The organism is Streptomyces sp. bgisy159 (assembly GCF_965341775.1).
In the GTDB taxonomy this organism is placed as follows: Bacteria; Actinomycetota; Actinomycetes; order Streptomycetales; family Streptomycetaceae; genus Streptomyces.
Genome location: NZ_CBDQZH010000004.1, coordinates 248,299 through 268,089, shown reverse-complemented (window position 1 = coordinate 268,089; position 19,791 = coordinate 248,299). Strand labels below are relative to the sequence as shown.

At 70.5% G+C, this 19,791-nt stretch carries 20 protein-coding genes; 10 read left to right on the top strand and 10 right to left on the bottom strand.

The window, feature by feature from the left end; translation table 11 throughout:
• Nucleotides 1-309: 309 nt before the first annotated feature.
• Complete coding sequence (gene radA / locus ACSLTV_RS06910; RefSeq protein ID WP_432139095.1) at nucleotides 310-1,719, top strand: DNA repair protein RadA; 1,410 nt, start codon at nucleotides 310-312, stop codon at nucleotides 1,717-1,719.
• An 81-nt stretch (nucleotides 1,720-1,800) separates the two neighbouring features.
• Entirely contained in the window at nucleotides 1,801-2,925 is a 1,125-nt protein-coding gene (disA, locus tag ACSLTV_RS06905) for a DNA integrity scanning diadenylate cyclase DisA (RefSeq protein WP_432139096.1), read from the top strand.
• An 87-nt stretch (nucleotides 2,926-3,012) separates the two neighbouring features.
• Here disA and ACSLTV_RS06900 read toward each other — a convergent pair whose 3' ends face one another.
• Nucleotides 3,013-3,855: a hypothetical protein gene (locus ACSLTV_RS06900; protein WP_432139097.1), complete on the bottom strand. Its 843-nt coding sequence runs from the start codon at nucleotides 3,853-3,855 to the stop codon at nucleotides 3,013-3,015.
• Nucleotides 3,856-4,231: 376 nt separating this feature from the next.
• Here ACSLTV_RS06900 and ACSLTV_RS06895 point away from each other — a divergent pair, with 376 nt between their 5' ends.
• The 5 genes from ACSLTV_RS06895 to cseC all read left to right on the top strand — a co-directional run bounded on the left by ACSLTV_RS06895 (nucleotide 4,232) and on the right by cseC (nucleotide 9,053).
• Complete coding sequence (locus tag ACSLTV_RS06895; RefSeq protein ID WP_432139098.1) at nucleotides 4,232-5,185, top strand: A/G-specific adenine glycosylase; 954 nt, start codon at nucleotides 4,232-4,234, stop codon at nucleotides 5,183-5,185.
• Between the two features lie 358 nt (nucleotides 5,186-5,543).
• Nucleotides 5,544-6,086 carry a SigE family RNA polymerase sigma factor gene (locus ACSLTV_RS06890; protein WP_432139099.1) on the top strand — a complete coding sequence of 181 codons (543 nt, stop codon included), beginning with the start codon at nucleotides 5,544-5,546 and terminating at the stop codon, nucleotides 6,084-6,086.
• Nucleotides 6,071-6,736, top strand: a complete 666-nt coding sequence (locus tag ACSLTV_RS06885) for a hypothetical protein (RefSeq protein WP_432139100.1) — start codon at nucleotides 6,071-6,073, stop codon at nucleotides 6,734-6,736. Before ACSLTV_RS06890 ends, ACSLTV_RS06885 begins: the two co-directional genes overlap by 16 nt.
• A gap of 258 nt (nucleotides 6,737-6,994) precedes the next feature.
• A complete protein-coding gene (gene cseB / locus ACSLTV_RS06880; protein ID WP_432139101.1) occupies nucleotides 6,995-7,696 on the top strand; it encodes a two-component system response regulator CseB in 702 nt (233 codons plus the stop codon).
• Nucleotides 7,697-7,718: 22 nt separating this feature from the next.
• Complete coding sequence (cseC, locus tag ACSLTV_RS06875; RefSeq protein WP_432139102.1) at nucleotides 7,719-9,053, top strand: two-component system sensor histidine kinase CseC; 1,335 nt, start codon at nucleotides 7,719-7,721, stop codon at nucleotides 9,051-9,053.
• A 188-nt stretch (nucleotides 9,054-9,241) separates the two neighbouring features.
• On the opposite strand, the gene ACSLTV_RS06870 is transcribed toward cseC, so the two are convergent.
• The 3 genes from ACSLTV_RS06870 to ACSLTV_RS06860 all read right to left on the bottom strand — a co-directional run bounded on the left by ACSLTV_RS06870 (nucleotide 9,242) and on the right by ACSLTV_RS06860 (nucleotide 11,870).
• Nucleotides 9,242-9,676 (bottom strand): VOC family protein, encoded by a 435-nt coding sequence (locus tag ACSLTV_RS06870; RefSeq protein ID WP_432139103.1) that lies wholly within the window; start codon nucleotides 9,674-9,676, stop codon nucleotides 9,242-9,244.
• Between the two features lie 60 nt (nucleotides 9,677-9,736).
• Nucleotides 9,737-10,186, bottom strand: a complete 450-nt coding sequence (locus ACSLTV_RS06865) for a helix-turn-helix transcriptional regulator (protein WP_432139104.1) — start codon at nucleotides 10,184-10,186, stop codon at nucleotides 9,737-9,739.
• A gap of 103 nt (nucleotides 10,187-10,289) precedes the next feature.
• Entirely contained in the window at nucleotides 10,290-11,870 is a 1,581-nt protein-coding gene (locus tag ACSLTV_RS06860; RefSeq protein ID WP_432156006.1) for an MDR family MFS transporter, read from the bottom strand.
• A 135-nt stretch (nucleotides 11,871-12,005) separates the two neighbouring features.
• Between ACSLTV_RS06860 and ACSLTV_RS06855 the strand changes: the two genes are divergently transcribed.
• Nucleotides 12,006-12,599, top strand: coding sequence for a TetR/AcrR family transcriptional regulator (locus ACSLTV_RS06855; RefSeq protein ID WP_432139106.1), 594 nt, complete (start codon nucleotides 12,006-12,008; stop codon nucleotides 12,597-12,599).
• 8 nt (nucleotides 12,600-12,607) lie between these two features.
• On the opposite strand, the gene ACSLTV_RS06850 is transcribed toward ACSLTV_RS06855, so the two are convergent.
• Nucleotides 12,608-13,159 carry a M23 family metallopeptidase gene (locus ACSLTV_RS06850; RefSeq protein ID WP_432139107.1) on the bottom strand — a complete coding sequence of 184 codons (552 nt, stop codon included), beginning with the start codon at nucleotides 13,157-13,159 and terminating at the stop codon, nucleotides 12,608-12,610.
• A 381-nt stretch (nucleotides 13,160-13,540) separates the two neighbouring features.
• Here ACSLTV_RS06850 and ACSLTV_RS06845 point away from each other — a divergent pair, with 381 nt between their 5' ends.
• Entirely contained in the window at nucleotides 13,541-14,179 is a 639-nt protein-coding gene (locus tag ACSLTV_RS06845) for an HAD family acid phosphatase (RefSeq protein ID WP_435611815.1), read from the top strand.
• Nucleotides 14,180-14,304: 125 nt separating this feature from the next.
• Here ACSLTV_RS06845 and ACSLTV_RS06840 read toward each other — a convergent pair whose 3' ends face one another.
• Nucleotides 14,305-16,830, bottom strand: coding sequence for an ATP-dependent Clp protease ATP-binding subunit (locus ACSLTV_RS06840; RefSeq protein WP_432139109.1), 2,526 nt, complete (start codon nucleotides 16,828-16,830; stop codon nucleotides 14,305-14,307).
• 430 nt (nucleotides 16,831-17,260) lie between these two features.
• On the opposite strand from ACSLTV_RS06840, the gene ACSLTV_RS06835 reads away from it, so the two are divergent.
• Nucleotides 17,261-17,905 carry an SCO3374 family protein gene (locus tag ACSLTV_RS06835; protein ID WP_435611814.1) on the top strand — a complete coding sequence of 215 codons (645 nt, stop codon included), beginning with the start codon at nucleotides 17,261-17,263 and terminating at the stop codon, nucleotides 17,903-17,905.
• Here the strand turns inward: ACSLTV_RS06835 and ACSLTV_RS06830 are convergent.
• From ACSLTV_RS06830 to ACSLTV_RS06815, 4 genes are all read right to left on the bottom strand, one after another.
• A complete protein-coding gene (locus ACSLTV_RS06830; RefSeq protein ID WP_263231234.1) occupies nucleotides 17,884-18,222 on the bottom strand; it encodes a histone-like nucleoid-structuring protein Lsr2 in 339 nt (112 codons plus the stop codon). The two genes, ACSLTV_RS06835 and ACSLTV_RS06830, sit on opposite strands and share 22 nt — an antisense overlap.
• Nucleotides 18,223-18,437: 215 nt before the next feature.
• Nucleotides 18,438-18,971 carry an amino-acid N-acetyltransferase gene (locus tag ACSLTV_RS06825; RefSeq protein WP_432139111.1) on the bottom strand — a complete coding sequence of 178 codons (534 nt, stop codon included), beginning with the start codon at nucleotides 18,969-18,971 and terminating at the stop codon, nucleotides 18,438-18,440.
• Nucleotides 18,972-18,980: 9 nt separating this feature from the next.
• Nucleotides 18,981-19,379 carry a BlaI/MecI/CopY family transcriptional regulator gene (locus ACSLTV_RS06820; RefSeq protein ID WP_432139112.1) on the bottom strand — a complete coding sequence of 133 codons (399 nt, stop codon included), beginning with the start codon at nucleotides 19,377-19,379 and terminating at the stop codon, nucleotides 18,981-18,983.
• A 163-nt stretch (nucleotides 19,380-19,542) separates the two neighbouring features.
• On the bottom strand, nucleotides 19,543-19,722 hold the full coding sequence (locus tag ACSLTV_RS06815) for a hypothetical protein (RefSeq protein WP_432139113.1): 180 nt from the start codon (nucleotides 19,720-19,722) through the stop codon (nucleotides 19,543-19,545).
• Nucleotides 19,723-19,791 lie beyond the last annotated feature (69 nt).

Genomic DNA, 19,791 nt, shown 5'->3' with positions numbered 1-19,791 from the left:
AATCCGTACGGGTGAAACGATCCCTCATAAGGGGACAGGGCCCTCCGCCCTCCCCCGCGATCGGTGCTGCCGGGCCCCGACCGATCCCCGGCCTCGGCACGGGCACCGGCACCGGCACCGGCACCGGCAGCAGACCCGAGATCTCCGTGTGGGCCGGCACGAACCCCGACCGATCCGGCGTGAACCACGGCCGCCCCGGGGCGGACCACGGCAGCCGATACCGCGCGGACCGCCTCCGATCCGGCCCGGACCACCACCGCCGAACCACCGTCGGCCCCCGTTGTCAGACCCGGCCGCTACGGTTTCCCCATGGCTGCCCGTACCAAGACCACCAAGGACCGTCCGTCCTACCGCTGCACCGAGTGCGGCTGGCAGACGGCGAAGTGGCTCGGCCGCTGCCCCGAGTGCCAGGCGTGGGGCACGGTCGAGGAGTACGGCACGCCGGCGGTCCGGACGACGACCCCGGGCCGGGTCACCACCTCCGCCGTCCCCATCGGCCAGGTCGACGGCCGCCAGGCCACCGCCCGCTCCACCGGCGTGCCCGAACTGGACCGCGTCCTCGGCGGCGGGCTCGTCCCGGGAGCCGTGGTGCTGCTGGCCGGGGAGCCCGGCGTCGGCAAGTCCACGCTGCTGCTCGACGTGGCCGCCAAGTCGGCCAGTGACGAGCACCGCACGCTCTATGTCACCGGCGAGGAGTCCGCGAGCCAGGTCCGCCTGCGCGCCGACCGCATCGGCGCCCTCGACGACCACCTGTACCTGGCGGCGGAGACCGACCTGGCCGCCGTACTGGGCCACCTGGACGCGGTGAAGCCGTCCCTGCTGATCCTCGACTCGGTGCAGACGGTGGCGTCACCGGAGATCGACGGCGCACCCGGCGGCATGGCGCAGGTCCGGGAGGTGGCGGGCGCCCTGATCCGCGCCTCCAAGGAGCGCGGGATGTCCACCCTGCTGGTGGGGCACGTCACCAAGGACGGCGCGATCGCCGGCCCGCGCCTGCTGGAGCATCTGGTGGACGTGGTCCTGCACTTCGAGGGCGACCGGCACGCGCGCCTGCGTCTCGTGCGCGGCGTCAAGAACCGCTACGGCGCCACCGACGAGGTCGGCTGCTTCGAACTGCACGACGAGGGCATCACCGGCCTCGCCGACCCGAGCGGCCTGTTCCTGACCCGGCGCGCCGAGCCGGTCCCGGGCACCTGCCTCACCGTCACCCTGGAGGGCCGCCGCCCCCTGGTCGCGGAGGTGCAGGCGCTCACGGTCGACTCACAGATCCCCTCGCCGCGCCGCACCACGTCCGGACTGGAGACCTCCCGGGTGTCGATGATGCTGGCCGTCCTGGAGCAGCGCGGCCGTATCAGCGCGCTCGGCAAGCGGGACATCTACTCGGCGACGGTCGGCGGCGTGAAGCTGTCCGAGCCCGCCGCCGACCTCGCGGTGGCGCTCGCGCTGGCCTCCGCCGCCAGCGACACCCCGCTGCCGAAGAACCTCGTCGCGATCGGCGAGGTGGGCCTCGCGGGCGAGGTCAGACGGGTCACGGGCGTGCAGCGCCGGCTGTCGGAGGCGCACCGCCTGGGCTTCACGCACGCGCTCGTGCCGGGCGATCCGGGCAGGGTGCCACCCGGGATGAAGGTCCTGGAAGTCGCGGACATAGGGGACGCGCTGCGGGTCCTGCCGCGCTCGCGTCGCCGAGAGGCCCCACGGGAGGCGGAGGACCGCCGGTAGACTTTGCCCTGGTCTCGCCCGTCCGTACGAACCGAGTGCGTGAAACGGGAGCACCCCAGATCCTGCGACCGGAGGAGTGCAGTGGCAGCCAACGACCGGGCAGCGGCTCCCGGCAAGTCCGGTGGGAGCACCGGTTCCGATGGCCTGATGCGCGCCTCGCTGAGCGCCGTGGCTCCCGGTACGGCTCTGCGTGACGGCCTCGAGCGCGTCCTGCGCGGCAACACCGGTGGCCTCATCGTCCTCGGCTCCGACAAGACCGTCGAGACGATGTGCACGGGCGGTTTCGTACTGGACGTGGAGTTCACCGCGACCCGGCTGCGCGAGCTGTGCAAGCTGGACGGCGGCATCGTCCTCTCCTCCGACCTGTCGAAGATTCTTCGGGCGGGTGTCCAGTTCGTCCCGGACGCCACGATCCCCACGGAGGAGACGGGCACCCGGCACCGCACGGCGGACCGGGTCAGCAAGCAGGTCGGCTTCCCCGTCGTCTCCGTCTCCCAGTCGATGCGGCTGATCGCCCTCTACGTGGACGGCCAGCGCCGCGTCCTGGAGGACTCGGCGGCCATCCTGTCCCGCGCCAACCAGGCCCTGGCGACGCTGGAGCGCTACAAGCTCCGTCTCGACGAGGTCGCGGGCACGCTGTCGGCGCTGGAGATCGAGGACCTGGTGACGGTCCGGGACGTCTCGGCGGTGGCGCAGCGCCTGGAAATGGTCCGCCGTATCGCCACCGAGATCGCGGAGTACGTCGTCGAGCTGGGCACCGACGGCCGGCTGCTCGCCCTGCAGCTCGACGAGCTCATCGCGGGTGTGGAGCCCGAGCGCGAGCTGGTCGTCCGGGACTACGTGCCCGCGCCGACGGCGAAGCGGTCCCGTACGGTCGAGGAGGCGCTGTCCGAGCTGGACGCGCTCACCCATGCCGAGCTGCTGGAACTGTCCACCGTCGCGCGGGCCCTGGGCTACACCGGATCACCCGAGGCGCTCGACTCGGCGGTCTCCCCCCGGGGTTTCCGGCTGCTGGCCAAGGTGCCCCGGCTGCCCGGCGCGATCATCGACCGGCTGGTGGAGCACTTCGGCGGCCTGCAGAAGCTGCTCGCCGCCAGCGTCGACGACCTGCAGACGGTGGACGGTGTGGGCGAGGCCCGCGCGCGCAGTGTCCGCGAGGGCCTGTCCCGCCTGGCGGAGTCCTCGATCCTGGAACGTTACGTGTAGCTCGGCCGGCAGGTCGGACGCACGGGCCCTGCCGGGCACGGCGCGGCGCGGCGGCCGGTCGTACCGCCGGCCGGCCCGCCCGGTCTTTCAGTCGGCCTTCAGCACGAACGAGGTCCGCGTCTTCTCGAAGCCGGGTGCCTTGGCCTCCACCAGGTAGGTCCCGGCGCCGGCCGAACCCGGCGGGGGCGTGGCGCACTGCGGTGCGCTGGGCTTGCGGTCCCACTTCACGGTGTAGACGAAGGTGGCGCCGGCCGGCACCCGGTACAGCAGGCTGCCGGAACCCTCGGGGCAGTCGGCCGAGGACCAGTAGGTGTCGTCCTCGCCGGCCTGAGTGACCGTCAACACCGCGCTCCTGGGCCCGAGGTCGACCTTGCAGTCGCTCGCGGAGCTGTTCCTCGCGGTCAGCCGGAAGGTGGGCGTCTGGTCGGGCGAGTACTCGTTGCGCACGCTGCTCAGCGTCAACGTCACGACGCTGGCGGTGCAGTTGGGCAGCGGGGTGCCGGCCGGCAACGCGGCGCTCGACCCGGTGCCGGCGCCGGCACCGCCGCCGGAACCCGCGCCCGGGGGCGTGTCCCCGTTGGCGTCGTCACCGCCCGCGGCGCCGCCGGGGCCGGTACCGCCGTCGTCGTTGTTGCCGCCGTCGTCGGACCCGGAGCCGGACCCGCCGGTCTCCTCGCCGCTCGACTCGTCGCGGCCGCCCGGGTGTTGGGTGATCGCCGTACCCGAGCCGGACGGTCCCGGCGTGATGGAGGAGGCGGGATTCCTGCCGCCGTTGGAACCGTCGGCACTGTTCTTGCCGCCGCCACCGCCCGAGGTGGCGATCCAGGCGAACACGAGCGCCAACAGGGTCAGCACGGACAGCAGTACGGCCCTCCGACGCCAGTAGATGGAGGAGGGAAGCGGCCCGACCGGATTGCGCAGAGATCCCACGGCGCAAACTGTACGAGAGATCCTGGCGTTCCCCGCCCCCACCCGCCGCCGGGAACCACAACTTTTCCGGATCATCATCCCGGTCCCCTCCGCCCCGGCGCGCCCGGCTGCCGCCCGAGCCGTTCACGACCGCACAGGGTGACGGCAACGACACGCCACGCACCCAGGAACAACCGCGGCCACCGCCACCGGGCCACGGGGCCACGGGGCCACGGGTACGCGTAACGCCCACGGCACGCCCGCGCACGTAACACGCCGCGTAGCACCCCGGCGCGCCGCCCGCAGGCGCGCGGACCGGCGGCACGACGGGCGGGTGCCACCCCGTCGGGTGACGGTACGCACGCGTGCACCCCCGTCGTGGCAGGATCAAAGGGCCATGACTGCGCCCACGAAGCTTCCCCACAGCACCCCCGCCGACACCGTCCCCGCCCCGGCCCCCGCCGGCGTGACGCCGCCCGGAGCGCACTTGCACTCCCCCGTCATCGACTGGTTCGAGGACAACGCCCGCGACCTGCCCTGGCGGCGCCCCGAAGCCGGCGCGTGGGGCGTGATGGTCAGCGAGTTCATGCTCCAGCAGACACCGGTCAACCGAGTCCTGCCGGTCTACGAGCAGTGGCTGGCCCGCTGGCCCCGCCCCGCCGACCTTGCCGCCGAGCCCCCCGGTGAAGCCGTACGCGCGTGGGGGCGGCTCGGCTACCCGCGCCGCGCCCTGCGCCTGCACGGCGCCGCGGTGGCCATAACGGAGCGGCACGGCGGTGACGTACCGGCGGACCACGGGCAGTTGCTGGCGCTGCCGGGCATCGGCGAGTACACGGCGGCGGCGGTCGCCTCGTTCGCGTACGGGCAGCGACACGCGGTCCTGGACACCAATGTGCGCCGTGTCCTCGCGCGCGCGGTGACGGGCGTGCAGTATCCGCCGAACGCCACCACGGCCGCCGAGCGCAGGCTGGCCCGCACGCTCCTCCCCGAGGAGGAGGGGACGGCCGCCCGGTGGGCGGCGGCTTCCATGGAACTCGGCGCACTCGTGTGCACGGCGAAGAACGAGGCGTGCCACCGGTGCCCGATCACCGCGCAGTGCGCCTGGCGGCTCGCGGGCAAGCCCGAGCACGAGGGGCCGCCGCGCCGGGGCCAGACGTACGCGGGTACGGACCGCCAGGTGCGGGGCAAGCTGCTCGCCGTACTGCGCGACGCGCACGCGCCCGTGCCGCAGTCCGCGCTGGACCGGGTCTGGCACGAGCCGGTGCAGCGCGCGCGGGCGCTGGACGGCCTGGTGGCGGACGGCCTGGTCGAGCCGCTGCCGGGCGGCCTGTACCGCCTGCCGCTCACCTGACACCACCGGCCGGCGCGTCCGGCCTGACACCACCCGACGGAACACCACCGGCCGCACGGCCGGCTGACGCACAGCCACATCACAGGGAAACGGCCCGCGTAACACTCACCCGGTCGACATATCACCCCACATCGCCAGCAGTCGGGCGGCTCCTTTACCCCGCTCCGGGTTTCGTTACACAACCGACGGACAGCTGAGCGCTCGCCGCAGGCTGCTTCGGACAGCCCCGTGACAACCGCTCCGTAGCTTCTTTCCCGTGCCCGGCAGGGGCGCTGGGCTACGGACCACAGGCACGACACCGGCAGGGGCCACACCCGGCCGGCACGGGGAACCCACGGGGAATCGGAGGCGGTTGATCATGGCGCAGGGCGAGGTGCTGGAGTTCGAGGAGTACGTCCGCACTCGGCAGGACGCGCTGCTGCGCAGCGCCCGTCGGCTCGTCCCGGACCCGGTCGACGCGCAGGACCTGCTGCAGACCGCGCTGGCAAGGACGTACGGCCGCTGGGACGGCATCGCCGACAAGCGGCTCGCCGACGCCTATCTGCGGCGGGTCATGATCAACACCCGGACCGAGTGGTGGCGGGCGCGCAAGCTGGAGGAGGTGCCCACCGAGCAGCTCCCGGACGCCTCCGTGGCCGACTCCACCGAACAGCACGCCGACCGCGCCCTGTTGATGGACGCGATGAAGGTACTGGCGCCGAAGCAGCGCAGCGTCGTCGTCCTGCGACACTGGGAGCAGATGTCCACGGAGGAGACGGCCGCGGCCCTCGGCATGTCGGCGGGAACGGTCAAGAGCACGCTGCACCGGGCGCTCGCCCGGCTCCGCGAGGAGCTGGAGGCCCGCGAACTGGACGCACGCGCGCTGGAGCGTGAGGAGCGGGAGCGTTGCGCGGCGGCCTGACCGGGGCGGGGCAGAGAGCGGCCCGAGAAACTTCCCAGGCGGTGATCACGGCGGCGGTCGTGCTCACCGCCCTCGCCCTTTTCGTCTCCTCGTGCGCCACCGGCGGCACCGGCGCCCGGGACGAGGGCCCGGCGCACGCCGACACGGTCGCGCCCGCCGGCCCTTCGGCCTCCGTCGCACACTCCGAGGCGTACGACGTGGACCAGGTGGACGCCGTCCAGCTGCTCAAGGGGGACCCGCGGGTCTCGGCGGAGGTGAAGCGTGACCTGCAGCCCTGTGTCGCCGACAAGTACCCGGTCGACGTGCAGTACGGGGAGCTGACCGGGAGCACCGCGAGCGACCTCGTGGTGAACGTGCTGACGTGCAGCGACGCGGTCGGGGTCGGCGCCTACGTGTACCGGCGGCACGACGGCCGGTACGTGAACGTGTTCAAGGCGGAGGAGCCGCCGGTGTACGCGGAGATCGAGCGGGGCTACCTGGTGGTGACCAAGCAGGTGTACGACAAGGACGATCCGGTGTCCGAACCGTCCGGCGAGAACGTGCTCACGTATCTGTGGACCGACGACCGGTTCACCCAGAAGTTCAGCACGCACACCGAGTACGGCACCATCACCGGTGACGAGCCGACGCCGGTGCCCGAGGGCGGCTGAGTGGTGGCCGGCGCCACGCGCCATTATCTTTCCGGCGGCGTGCACCGGTCGGGCCGCCCGTACCGGCGAAGGCGGTGACGACGCACACCCGGCGGGCGGCGCTACGGCGCTACGGCGCTACGGCGCTACGGCCGAAAAGGCGCGAACGCTTCGCGTGCCGCGGGCGTCCCCCCACCAGGGGGCGCGCGAGTGCGCGGGTGCCGCGCCCCTCGGACAACAGGTACGACCCCCCACCACACGAGGACTGAGAGCACAGGGATGGCAGACCAGACCCACGTCCTGTTCGTCGAGGACGACGACGTCATCCGCGAGGCCACCCAGCTCGCCCTGGAGCGCGACGGCTTCGCGGTCACCGCCATGCCCGACGGCCTGTCGGGGCTGGAGGCGTTCCGGGCCGACCGGCCCGACATCGCCCTGCTGGACGTGATGGTGCCGGGCCTGGACGGGGTGAGCCTGTGCCGGCGCATCCGTGACGAGTCGACCGTGCCGGTGATCATGCTGTCCGCGCGCGCCGACTCCATCGACGTGGTGCTGGGGCTGGAGGCGGGCGCCGACGACTACGTGACCAAGCCGTTCGACGGGGCGGTGCTGGTCGCCCGGATCCGCGCGGTGCTGCGCCGCTTCGGGCACGCGGGCGGCGGTGACCGCTCGGAGCCGGGCGCTGCGGCCGCCGACGGGGTACTGACCTTCGGGGACCTGGAGGTCGACACCGAGGGCATGGAGGTGCGCCGGGGCGGACAGCCGGTGGCGCTGACACCGACCGAGATGCGCCTGCTGCTGGAGTTCTCCACCGCGCCGGGCACCGTGCTCTCCCGGGACAGACTCCTGGAACGGGTCTGGGAGTACGGCTGGGGCGGTGACACCCGGGTGGTGGACGTCCACGTCCAGCGGCTGCGGACCAAGATCGGCCAGGACCGGATCGAGACGGTCCGCGGCTTCGGCTACAAGTTGAAGGCCTGAGCGGGGGCGGGGTGTGCGGGGGATGATCCGGCGTCTGGTTCCGGCCCGCGTGGAGCGCGCGGGCATCCGCACCGGCCTGCGGTGGAAGCTGAGCGCCGCCATCGCGCTGGTCGGCGCCCTGGTGGCGATCGTGCTCAGCCTGGTCGTGCACAACGCCGCCCGGGTGTCGATGCTGGACAACGCGCGCGACCTGGCGGACACCCGCGTCCAGATCGCCCAGCGCAACTACGAGCTGTCCGGCCGGCCCAACTTCCCCGGCATCAAGATCGACGACCCCGCGCTCCCCGCCGAGTTGCGCGAGAAGGTCCGGGAGGGCCGCCGGGCGACCTTCGTCTCCGACCACCGGCAGGGGGCGCCGGACATCTGGGCGGCCGTACCGGTCAAGGACGGTCACGTGCTGTCGCTGCACACCGGGTTCACCGACCGCAGCACCGACATCCTCAACGACCTGGACCAGGCCCTGGTGATCGGCTCCATCGCGGTGGTCCTCGGCGGCAGCGCCCTCGGCGTGCTGATCGGCGCCCATCTGTCGCGGCGGCTGCGCAAGGCGGCCACGGCCGCGCACCAGGTCGCCAAGGGCGAGACGGACGTACGGGTGCGGGACGCGATCGGCGGGGTCGTCCAGGACGAGACCGACGACCTGGCGAGCGCCGTGGACGCCATGGCGGACGCCCTGCGGCAGCGGCTGGAGGCCGAGCGCCGGGTCACCGCGGACATCGCGCACGAGCTGCGCACACCGGTGACCGGACTGCTCACGGCGGCCGAACTGCTGCCGCCGGGCCGGCCCACCGAGCTGGTGCTGGACCGTGCGAAGGCGATGCGTACCCTCGTCGAGGACGTCCTGGAGGTGGCCCGGCTGGACGGTGCCTCGGAGCGGGCCGAGCTGCAGGACATCATGCTGGGCGAGTTCGTCACCCGGCGGGTCGCGGCGAAGAACCCCGACGTCGAGGTACGGGTGGTGCACGAGTCGGAGGTCACCACCGACCCGCGCCGGCTGGAGCGGGTCCTGTTCAACCTGCTGGCCAACGCCGCCCGGCACGGCAAGGGGCCCATACAGGTCACCGTCGAGGGCCGGGTCATCCGGGTCCGCGACCACGGTCCCGGCTTCCCGGAGAGCCTGCTCTCGGAGGGACCGAGCCGATTCCGCACCGGCAGTTCCGACCGGGCCGGGCGCGGCCACGGGCTGGGCCTGACCATCGCCGCGGGCCAGGCCCGGGTGATGGGCGCCCGGCTCACCTTCCGCAACGTACGGCCCGCTGGGGTGCCGGAACACATACCCGCCGAGGGCGCGGTCGCCGTCCTGTGGCTCCCCGAGCACGCGCCGACGAACACGGGCAGTTACCCGCTGCTGCCCTAGCGACGGCGGGCGGCCGACCGGCCGCCCGGTGGACGCCTCCTCGCTCTTCTCGGCCGAAGTCCCTGCGCGGGCCGACGTCCCGGCTCTGCCGAACTCCCTGCTCGGCAGAAGTCCCGGCTCAGCCGAACTCCCGGGCTCAGCCGAAGTCCCGGGCTCAGCCGGCGTCCCTTCTCGGGCGAAGTCCCGGCTCAGCCGAAGTCCTTGGAGAAGTCCAGTTCCTCGCTTCGCTCGGTGAGCGAGTACCAGTTGCCGTTGTCGTCGCGGAAGATCGCCTCGATGCCGTAGGGGCGTTCCTTCGGTTCCTGGACGAACTCCACCCCCCGGGCCCGGAAGGTCTCGTAGTCGCCGCGGCAGTCGTCGGTGCTGAGCACCCCCGCGCCCATGACGCCCTTGCTGACCAGCGTCTTCAACGCTTCGGAGGACTCGGTGTCCAGCCCCGGGCCGTCAAGGCTCATCAGTGTGAGTTCCACGTCCGGCTGGTTCTTGGCGCCGACGGTGATCCAGTGCATGTCGCCGAGGGCGAGTTCGGTGCGGACCTCGAAGTCGAGCTTCTCGGTGAAGAAGGCCTTCGTGCGCTGCTGGTCGAAGGTCCACACGGAGGCGATGGTCAGGCCTTTGATCATGGTGGGCGCTCCCCGGTCCGGTCGGTGTCGGTTCCTGATGCCGTTTCCGATCTCCTCTCGTCACCGTAGGCGGGCCGGTGCTCGGGGCGCTTCCTCAGAATTGCGGCGGTCCTCGGCACGGCGGGGGAAGCCGCCGGCCCACAGCATGGCGTAGCAGCCCGGGATCAGGGCCGCGCCGCGACCGACGTGACGGACGCGGTACTCGCTCGGGGTGAGGCCGGTGCGGGCCTTGAAACGGGTCGAGAAGGTGCCGAGGCTGCTGAATCCCACCAGGTGGCAGATCTCGGTGACGCTGAGGTCGGCGCCGCGCAGCAGTTCCTCGGCCCGCTCGATCCGGCGGTGGGTCAGGTACTGGCCTGGGGTTTCGCCGTAGACCTCTTTGAAGGCGCGCACGAAGTGGTAGCGGGAGTAGCCGGCGTGCGCCGCGACCGCCGCGAGGTCGAGGTCCGGGTCGGCCCACTCCCGGTCCATGGCGTCCTTCGCCAGCCGCAACTGCCGCGCCCTGTCCATGTGCCGATGGTGGCACGCCCCACTGACATCGGCCGCGCGGTGCGGCAACGGGGTCCCGGCCGCGCCCGGACAGCGCGGCCGGGACCCCGCCCGTACGGCCTTCTCACACCGCCTCGGGGGCGGCCTCCGGCTTGGGGCCCGCGCCCTTGAGCGGCACCTCCTTGACGAACAGCGCGGCGACCAGCACCGCGACGGCGACGACGGTGCCGAGCACGAAGGCGGCGTGCGAGCCGTCGGACACGGCGTACTGGTACGCCTCCCGCGCCTCGGCCGGCAGCTTCGCGAGGCTCGCGGCGTCCAGCTGGGCGGACTGCTCGGTGATCTTCGAGCCCATGTCGCCGGCGCGCTCGGACATGACGTCCTGGACGCGGTTGTTGAACAGCGCGCCCATGATCGCGACGCCGAACGAGGAGCCGAGCGTACGGAAGAGGGTGGCGGAGGAGGAGGCGACGCCCATGTCCTTCATTTCCACGCTGTTCTGCGCGACCAGCATGGTGATCTGCATCAGGCAGCCCATGCCGAGGCCCAGCACGGCCATGAAGAGACCGGAGGTCAGGCGTGAGGTGCCGGTGTCCATGGTCGACAGCAGGTACAGACCGGCGATCATGAGCACACCGCCGGCGATCGGGAAGACCTTGTAACGGCCGGTGTTGGTGGTGATCCGCCCGGAGACCATCGAGGTCACCAGCATGGCGCCGAGCATGGGCAGGAGCAGCAGACCCGAGTTGGTGGCGGAGGCTCCCTGGACGGACTGCTGGTACAGCGGCAGGAACAGGGTCGCGCCGAACATCACGAAGCCGGTGATGAAGCCGATGGCCGCCATGAGGCTGAAGTTGCGGCTGCGGAAGATGTGCAGCGGGAGGATCGGCTCGGGGGCCCTGGTCTGCCAGAACAGGAAGCCTACGAGTGCGGCGATGCCGAGGAAGATCAGCTCCATGATCCGCGCGGAGGTCCACGCGTACTGCGAACCGCCCCAGGTCGTCACCAGCACGATGGCGGTGATGCCGACGGTCAGCAGTGCCGCGCCCGGGTAGTCGATGCGCGCCTCGGACCGCTTCCTGGGCAGGTGCAGGACCACACCGATCAGACCGAGGGCGACCGCGCCGAGCGGCAGGTTGATGTAGAAGGCCCAGCGCCAGCCCCAGTTGTCGGTGATGGTGCCGCCGACGAGGGGGCCGCCGATCATGGCGAGCGCCATCACACCGGCCATCATGCCCTGGTACTTGCCCCGTTCCCGCGGCGGAACCAGATCGCCGATGATCGCCATGACACCGACCATCAGACCGCCGGCGCCCAGGCCCTGCACGGCCCGGAAGCCGATCAGCTGGCCCATGTCCTGGGCCATGCCGCTGAGCGCGGAACCGGCCAGGAAGATCACGATCGAGGTGATGAACGAGCCCTTGCGCCCGTACATGTCACCGAGCTTGCCCCAGATCGGCGTTGAGGCCGCGGTGGCCAGCGTGTAGGAGGTCACCACCCAGGAGAGGTGTTCGAGGCCGCCGAGGTCGCCCACGATCGTCGGCATCGCGGTGCCGACGATCATGTTGTCGAGCATCGCCAGCATCATCGTGATCATGAGCGCGAGCAGGACGACCCGCACGCTCCTGGGCTTTGCGCCCCCGGTGCCGCCCGCCTGTGCGCCGGGCGCCTTCCCGGCGCTGTCGACCGCCTGTGTGACCGCCATACTCCCCACTCCCCTGGACACCGCCCCGTTCGGCCACTTACTTGCCGCCCGGCTAGTTGACTACACTGGAGGAAGGTAGACCTTTAACTAGCCGGGCGTCAAGTAAGTTTCCGCCGGGGCGCGAGGAGTACGAGGATGGGCGGCACCATGGACGACGGCACCAAGCAGCGACGCCGCGGGAACACCCGCCAGCGCATCCAGGACGTGGCGCTCGAACTCTTCGCCGAGCAGGGCTACGAGAAGACCTCGCTACGAGAGATCGCCGAGCACCTGGACGTCACCAAGGCGGCGCTCTACTACCACTTCAAGACCAAGGAAGAGATCATCGTCAGCCTCTTCGAGGACCTGACACAGCCGATCACGGATCTCATCGAGTGGGGCGGGCGCCAGCCGCCCACCCTGGAGACCAAGCAGGAGATCGTACGGCGCTACAGCGGGCTGCTGGCCGACGCGACGCCCCTCTTCCGGTTCATGCACGAGAACCAGGCCACCGTGCGGGAGCTGCGGATCGGCGAGATGGTCAAGGACCGGATGATCGGCCTGAAGGACATCCTGGTCGACAAGGACGCGGAACTGGTCGACCAGGTGCGCTGCGTCAGCGCGCTGTTCACCCTGCACGCCGGCATGTTCATCGTCGTCAACGACCTCGAAGGCGACCCCGAGGACAAGCGCAAGGCCGTCCTGGAGGTCGCCACCGATCTGGTCACTCAGGCGCACCGCGGCGCCTGAGCGGGGTCTCAGACCTTGACGCCCTTGGCGCGCAGGAACGAGACCGGGTTGATCGCGCTGCCGTAGTTCGGGGTCTTGCGGATCTCGAAGTGCAGGTGCGGACCGCTGGAGTTGCCGGTGTTGCCGGACAGGGCGATGCGCTGACCGGTCTTGACGACCTGGCCGACCTTCACGTCGATGCGCGAGAGGTGGGCGTACTGGGAGTAGACGCCCTTGGCGTGCTTGATCACGACGGCGTTGCCGTAGGCGGGGCCGTCACCGGCGCCGTTGCCGCCGGCCTTGACGACGGTGCCGCCGTGGGCGGCGACGACCTTGGTGCCGCTCGGCACGGCGAAGTCCTGACCGCTGTGCTTGGCCGTCCACATGCTGCCGGCCTGGGCGAAGCTCGCCGACAGCTTGTACTTCTTCACCGGGTCGACCCAGGACGCCGTGGACTTGGCGGCGGTCGCCTCGGCGGCGGACGCCACACCGCCGCCCAGCACGACCGCGGCGGTACCCAGAGCGGCGGCGCCGACGGCCACGCGGGTGCGGAGCGCGGACGTACGGGAGAAACGGTTCATGGCGCGGGACATCGAATACCTCGTGGGTTCGGGTGCAAGAGAGACCACCCGGCACACGGACCGCCGCGACCGGATGGCTCGTCCTTGGTACCCGCGCCCCCCACCCGTGCTCAAATGTGTGACCTACGACGGAAAGTAGGACTTAGCGACACTGCACCCTTAACGTCCCTTTTGGCCGGTAGGTGGGCCAACTATCCCTCGTAGTACGTGACGCACACCCTATGCGGCATGTCACCCGCGGCGGCTTTCCCCGCCACCCCTGATGTGACGCAGACCCCTAGCCACTTACCCTCCAGTAACCCTACGGTTCCCCTCGCGCCACCCTCACCAACGAGCATGCACACGACACGGCAGAGCTTCATGGACGTGAGAGGACCCCACATGACGATCAGAGGTGCCTGGCTGAGCCGGGCCTCGGTGACCGCCGTCTCCGCCGCCGCCCTCCTGGCGCTGGCCGCCCCCGCCGACGCCGCTCCGGCCGCCGCCCCCACCACGGCCCCCACCACGGCCGCCGCCACCGCGCAGGACGTCGACTACGCCACCTGGCAGCGGGACTGCCAGACCGTGATGGACCAGGCTCTGCCGTACCTCAAGCAGCGGATCGCCGCCGCCCGGCCCGGCGAGAAGCAGGCCGTCGTCTTCGACGTCGACAACACGACCCTGGAGACCGACTTCGGCTTCAGCTACCCCCAGCCGGCCAACAAGCCGGTCCTCGACGTCGCGAAGTACGCCCAGGAGCACGGCGTCGCCCTGTTCTTCGTCACCGCCCGCCCCGGCATCATCGCCGGCTTCACCGACTACAACCTCGACTACCGCGGCTACCAGGTCTCCGGCCTGTACGTCCGCGGCCTGATCGACCTCTTCAGGAATGTGGCGGACTACAAGACCGCCCAGCGCGTCGACATCGAGAACAAGGGCTACACGATCATCGCGAACATCGGCAACAGCGCCACCGACCTCTCGGGCGGCCACGCCGAGAGGACCTTCAAGCTGCCGGACTACGACGGCCAGCTCTCCTGAGCGATCCTCCGGCGTTCCCGGGGGCGCGGCTCCCCCGATACGCCTCCGGGAACGCCGGAAGGGGCCGGTGCTCGAAAGCACCGGCCCCTTCTGTTCGGCTGGTCCGGCTGGGCGTCGCTGGACGCTTACGCGTCCTTGCTCAGGTTCGGCCCCGGGCCGCCGGCCGCCTGCTCGATCGGCGGGACGTCGGGCAGCGCCGACTTCTCCTCGCCGCGGAAGGTGAAGGTCTGGGACTCGCCCTCGCCCTCGGTGTCCACGACCACGATGTGACCCGGGCGCAGCTCGCCGAAGAGGATCTTCTCCGACAGGCTGTCCTCGACCTCGCGCTGGATCGTCCGGCGCAGCGGCCGGGCGCCCATCACGGGGTCGTAGCCCTTCTTGGACAGCAGCTCCTTCGCGGACTGGGAGAGCTCGATGCCCATGTCCCGGTCCTTCAGGCGCTCGTCCACCTTGCTGATCATCAGGTCGACGATCCGGAGGATGTCGTTCTGCGTCAGCTGCGGGAAGACGACCACGTCGTCGACGCGGTTGAGGAACTCGGGGCGGAAGTGCTGCTTCAGCTCGTCCGACACCTTGTTCTTCATGCGCTCGTAGTTGGTCTTCGTGTCGCCCACGGCGGCGAAGCCCAGGTTGAAGCCCTTGGAGATGTCCCGGGTGCCGAGGTTGGTCGTCATGATGATGACCGTGTTCTTGAAGTCCACGACCCGGCCCTGGGAGTCGGTCAGACGACCGTCCTCCAGGATCTGCAGCAGCGAGTTGAAGATGTCCGGGTGCGCCTTCTCGACTTCGTCGAAGAGGACGACCGAGAACGGCTTGCGGCGAACCTTCTCCGTCAGCTGGCCGCCCTCCTCGTAGCCCACGTAGCCGGGGGGCGAACCGAAGAGGCGCGAGACGGTGTGCTTCTCGCTGAACTCCGACATGTCGAGGGAGATCAGCGCGTCCTCGTCACCGAAGAGGAACTCGGCGAGCGCCTTGGACAGCTCGGTCTTACCGACACCGGACGGGCCGGCGAAGATGAACGAACCGCCCGGACGCTTCGGGTCCTTCAGACCGGCGCGGGTGCGGCGGATCGCCTTGGACAGCGCCTTGACGGCGTCGTCCTGGCCGATGACCCGCTTGTGCAGCTCCTCCTCCATGCGGAGCAGGCGGCTGGACTCCTCCTCGGTCAGCTTGAAGACCGGGATGCCGGTGGCCGTGGCGAGGACCTCGGCGATGAGCTCGCCGTCGACCTCGGCGACGACGTCCATGTCGCCGGCCTTCCACTCCTTCTCCCGCTTGGCCTTGGCAGCGAGGAGCTGCTTCTCCTTGTCGCGCAGGGAGGCGGCCTTCTCGAAGTCCTGCGAGTCGATCGCGGACTCCTTGTCGCGGCGGACGCCGGCGATCTTCTCGTCGAACTCGCGCAGGTCCGGCGGCGCGGTCATCCGGCGGATGCGCATCCGGGAACCGGCCTCGTCGATCAGGTCGATCGCCTTGTCCGGCAGGAAGCGGTCCGAGATGTACCGGTCGGCCAGGGTGGCGGCCTGGACCAGCGCCTCGTCGGTGATGGAGACGCGGTGGTGCGCCTCGTACCGGTCGCGCAGGCCCTTGAGGATCTCGATCGTGTGCGGCAGGGAGGGCTCCGCGACCTGGATGGGCTGGAAGCGGCGCTCCAGGGCCGCGTCCTTCTCCAGGTGCTTGCGGTACTCGTCCAGCGTGGTCGCACCGATGGTCTGCAGCTCACCGCGGGCCAGCATCGGCTTGAGGATGCTCGCGGCGTCGATGGCGCCTTCGGCGGCACCCGCACCGACCAGCGTGTGCAGCTCGTCGATGAACAGGATGATGTCGCCGCGGGTGCGGATCTCCTTGAGGACCTTCTTCAGGCGCTCCTCGAAGTCACCGCGGTAGCGGGAGCCGGCGACCAGGGCGCCGAGGTCCAGCGTGTAGAGGTGCTTGTCCTTCAGGGTCTCGGGCACCTCGCCCTTGACGATGGCCTGGGCGAGGCCTTCCACGACGGCGGTCTTGCCGACGCCGGGTTCACCGATCAGCACGGGGTTGTTCTTGGTGCGGCGGGACAGCACCTGCATGACCCGCTCGATCTCCTTCTCGCGCCCGATGACCGGGTCGAGCTTGGACTCACGAGCGGCCTGGGTGAGGTTCCGGCCGAACTGGTCGAGGACCAGGGACGTCGAGGGGGTGCCCTCGGCAGGTCCGCCGGCGGTGGCGGTCTCCTTGCCCTGGTAACCGGAGAGCAGCTGGATGACCTGCTGCCGCACCCGGTTGAGGTCTGCGCCCAGCTTGACCAGGACCTGGGCGGCGACGCCCTCGCCCTCGCGGATCAGGCCGAGCAGGATGTGCTCCGTGCCGATGTAGTTGTGGCCCAGCTGAAGGGCCTCGCGGAGCGACAGCTCCAGGACCTTCTTGGCACGGGGAGTGAAGGGGATGTGGCCGGACGGGGCCTGCTGGCCCTGGCCGATGATCTCCTCCACCTGCTGGCGGACCGCCTCAAGCGAAATGCCGAGGCTCTCCAGGGCCTTTGCGGCGACACCCTCACCCTCGTGGATCAGGCCCAGGAGGATGTGCTCGGTGCCGATGTAGTTGTGGTTGAGCATCCGGGCTTCTTCCTGAGCCAGGACGACAACCCGCCGCGCGCGGTCGGTGAACCTCTCGAACATCGTTAATCGCTCCTCAGAGCGGTCAGGCAGTAAGGGGAACTTCCCCTCCCTGTCCTTCCGCAGCTTAGTCCCGCAAGCGGGGACCGCTCATTCCAACTGCCGACACCGTCGATGGCCTCCTGACCCCGAACGCCGACATCTGCTCCAACCCGATGGTGCGAGACGATGTTCCCGCAGGCCAGGCAGTTACCCCAGTCGCCGCTACGCCGATGGCGAACGTGAGACGGCCTTTCCCGCGCGTCGCCCCCTCCCACTAGGGATGTCTTACCCGCCGTCACGGACAGTCCATGCCGTGCACCCCCGGCCACTCCGCTACGGGCGAACAACCTTGCGCCTCCCGGCACCCCCACACGCCCCCTGTTCCGGAACTCAGCGCGATCATCGGGGCACCCAGCGTAACTTGCCGCCCTCCCGGACGGTTGCACTTGGCATGGTTGGCTCAGTCCCTCCGCTCGGCGACTCGATCCCGCCGCCCGCTCCTGGCCCCACGGGCTCTCTCCCGGTACCACCCGCACCTCTCCCGGTCCCTCCGCCACGGCGCGCGCCGGCCCCCGGGGCCCTGCTGCGCGCCTGGTACGAGAACGAACTGGGGTGGCCCACGGTGCCCGGAACTCCGGTACTACTTTCCACCGGCCTGCGCTTCGACGCCCTGGAGGTGCCCGCGGAGGCGGGCCACGCGGCGCTCGGGCGTCTGCGGCCGGCCTCGCCGGTGGCCCTGCGCGGCGACAGGATGCTGCTGCTGGTGGCAGCGGGCAGCGCGGAGGAACTGCCGGGCATCCTGGAGTGGCTGGAGTGGGGTGCGCTGCCGCTGGATCTCACGGCGATCGGCGCGGGCGGGGCCATCGAGGCTCCGCGGCTCCCCGGCCGGGACGGCGCGGGGGCGGTGCAGGGGGCCGCCGTGTGGCTGCGGCCCCCCGTGAAGGGGCGCGAGGCCGAGGCCTCGCTGCCGACGATGTCGGCCCTGGGGGGCGGTGGGGACGCCCCCGACCTCGTACGCCTGGTGGACACGGTGGCGACGGAGTGTCACCGCGCCCGGCTGCGGCGCGGGTGCGCTCAGCCCATCGCCTTCTCGTAGGCCTCACGAATGGTCGCGGGAACACGGCCACGGTCATTGACCTCGTAACCGTTCTCCTTCGCCCACGCGCGGATCTGTGCCGTGTCCTGGCTGCCGCCGGAAGCGGCGGCCCGGGCCTTTCCTCGTCCGCCCGAAGCGCGGCCACCGGTACGACGGCCACCCTTCACATAGGGCTCGAGAAGGCCGCGCAGCTTGTCCGCATTGGCAGTCGTGAGATCGATCTCGTACGTCTTGCCGTCCAGAGCGAACGTCACGGTCTCGTCCGCCTCGCCGCCGTCGAGGTCGTCGACAAGAAGGACCTGAACCTTCTGTGCCACCGGATTTCCTTTCATCGATAACGTGAGGACGGGGGTGTGCGGCGTCCGCCGTTTCGCCGCCCCCTGTTATATGCAGTACTGCAGTACGTCGGAAAGCAAACCGCTTTTGCGGGAAAAACACAAACCCCTGGGAGAGACCGAGCACCCTCGACCGGCCCGGAAACGTACGCGTTTCGGACATAGGGTTCGGACATAGGTCTGGGCGACGCCGATGATCACAGGTGCAGAAGCATCCGGCTGTTGCCCAAGGTGTTCGGTTTCACTCGTTCGAGCCCCAGGAACTCCGCGACGCCCTCGTCATAGGAACGCAGGAGCTCCGCGTAGACATCGGTGTCGACCGGCGTCTCGCCGATCTCGACGAAGCCGTGCTTGCCGAAGAAGTCCACTTCGAAGGTCAGGCAGAAAACCCGTCGAACGCCGAGCCAGCGCGCGGTGTGCAGCAACTTCTCCAACAACTGGTGACCGACGCCGACGCCCTTCAGGCCGGGCTTCACCGCGAGAGTACGCACCTCGGCCAGGTCTTCCCACATCACGTGCAGTGCGCCGCAGCCGACCACCTCGGCGTTGTCGTCGCGTTCCGCCACCCAGAACTCCTGGATGTCCTCGTAAAGCGTCACGGTGGCTTTGTCGAGCAGGATGCCGTCCCGGACGTAGGCGTCGAGGAGACGGCGCACGGCCGGTACATCGCTCGTCCGGGCCCGCCGGACGGTGATGGCTTTAGCGGTGACTCCGGGACTCTCTGCTGACATGTGCGGACGCTATCGCCCGCCGCCCTCGGCCGCGGAGCCGGGGTTCTCTCCCGGGTTCTCCGGTCCTTGCACGATCCGCACGGCGTCCCGCAGGGCCTGCCGCTGTTCATCGCTCATCATGCCGAAGAAGGCGACGAGAGCGGCGGCCGGGTTGTCGCTCTGCGCCCAGGCGTCGTTCATCAGGGCCGCGGCGTAGGCGGCCCGGGTGGAGACCGCCTCATATCGATAGGCCCGGCCTTCCGCCTCCCGGCGCACCCAGCCCTTCTGATGGAGATTGTCCAAAACGGTCATCACCGTCGTGTAGGCGATGGACCGTTCACGCTGAAGGTCTTCCAGGACTTCCCGAACGGTCACCGGGCGGTTCCACTTCCACACCCGCGTCATGACCGCGTCTTCGAGTTCTCCCAATGGGCGAGGCACAGTTCCCCACAGTAGTGGCAGATCTCACCAATGGCGTGACAGACGGGCAGACATGGCGGCAAACCTGAATAAAAAGGGCGCGCAGAAGATGATCGGGGCGGGGCGGGGCGTGAGGTGGTGACGCGGGTCGGCGGGTCTCCGGAACGAGGTGTCAGGCGCCGGGGTCCGCGGAGGCCTGGCGCGTGTTCTCCGCGCGCGCGAGCGCCGCGTCGACCACGGCGTCCTCCTTGGCCTTGTTGGCGCCGCCCTGGGTCTTCACGATCACCCTGATCACGCCGATGAAGAACACGGCCATGACGACCGGAGGCACGAGCGCGGAGACGTAGTCCATGGGCCCAGGGTAGCCCGGGAGAAAAGGGACATCCGGGCGGGGTGACGGAGCGGGGCGCCGGGCGCCGGG

Bases quoted from the DNA above. Each gene is read 5' to 3' on its own strand.
- radA (WP_432139095.1), top strand. From the start codon at position 310: ATGGCTGCCCGTACCAAGACCACCAAGGACCGTCCGTCCTACCGCTGC.
- ACSLTV_RS06895 (WP_432139098.1), top strand. From the start codon at position 4,232: ATGACTGCGCCCACGAAGCTTCCCCACAGCACCCCCGCCGACACCGTC.
- ACSLTV_RS06890 (WP_432139099.1), top strand. From the start codon at position 5,544: ATGGCGCAGGGCGAGGTGCTGGAGTTCGAGGAGTACGTCCGCACTCGG.
- cseB (WP_432139101.1), top strand. From the start codon at position 6,995: ATGGCAGACCAGACCCACGTCCTGTTCGTCGAGGACGACGACGTCATC.
- cseC (WP_432139102.1), top strand. From the start codon at position 7,719: ATGATCCGGCGTCTGGTTCCGGCCCGCGTGGAGCGCGCGGGCATCCGC.
- ACSLTV_RS06870 (WP_432139103.1), bottom strand. From the start codon at position 9,676: ATGATCAAAGGCCTGACCATCGCCTCCGTGTGGACCTTCGACCAGCAG.
- ACSLTV_RS06865 (WP_432139104.1), bottom strand. From the start codon at position 10,186: ATGGACAGGGCGCGGCAGTTGCGGCTGGCGAAGGACGCCATGGACCGG.
- ACSLTV_RS06860 (WP_432156006.1), bottom strand. From the start codon at position 11,870: ATGGCGGTCACACAGGCGGTCGACAGCGCCGGGAAGGCGCCCGGCGCA.
- ACSLTV_RS06855 (WP_432139106.1), top strand. From the start codon at position 12,006: ATGGGCGGCACCATGGACGACGGCACCAAGCAGCGACGCCGCGGGAAC.
- ACSLTV_RS06850 (WP_432139107.1), bottom strand. From the start codon at position 13,159: ATGAACCGTTTCTCCCGTACGTCCGCGCTCCGCACCCGCGTGGCCGTC.
- ACSLTV_RS06845 (WP_435611815.1), top strand. From the start codon at position 13,541: ATGACGATCAGAGGTGCCTGGCTGAGCCGGGCCTCGGTGACCGCCGTC.
- ACSLTV_RS06840 (WP_432139109.1), bottom strand. From the start codon at position 16,830: ATGTTCGAGAGGTTCACCGACCGCGCGCGGCGGGTTGTCGTCCTGGCT.
- ACSLTV_RS06835 (WP_435611814.1), top strand. From the start codon at position 17,261: ATGGTTGGCTCAGTCCCTCCGCTCGGCGACTCGATCCCGCCGCCCGCT.
- ACSLTV_RS06825 (WP_432139111.1), bottom strand. From the start codon at position 18,971: ATGTCAGCAGAGAGTCCCGGAGTCACCGCTAAAGCCATCACCGTCCGG.
- ACSLTV_RS06815 (WP_432139113.1), bottom strand. From the start codon at position 19,722: ATGGACTACGTCTCCGCGCTCGTGCCTCCGGTCGTCATGGCCGTGTTC.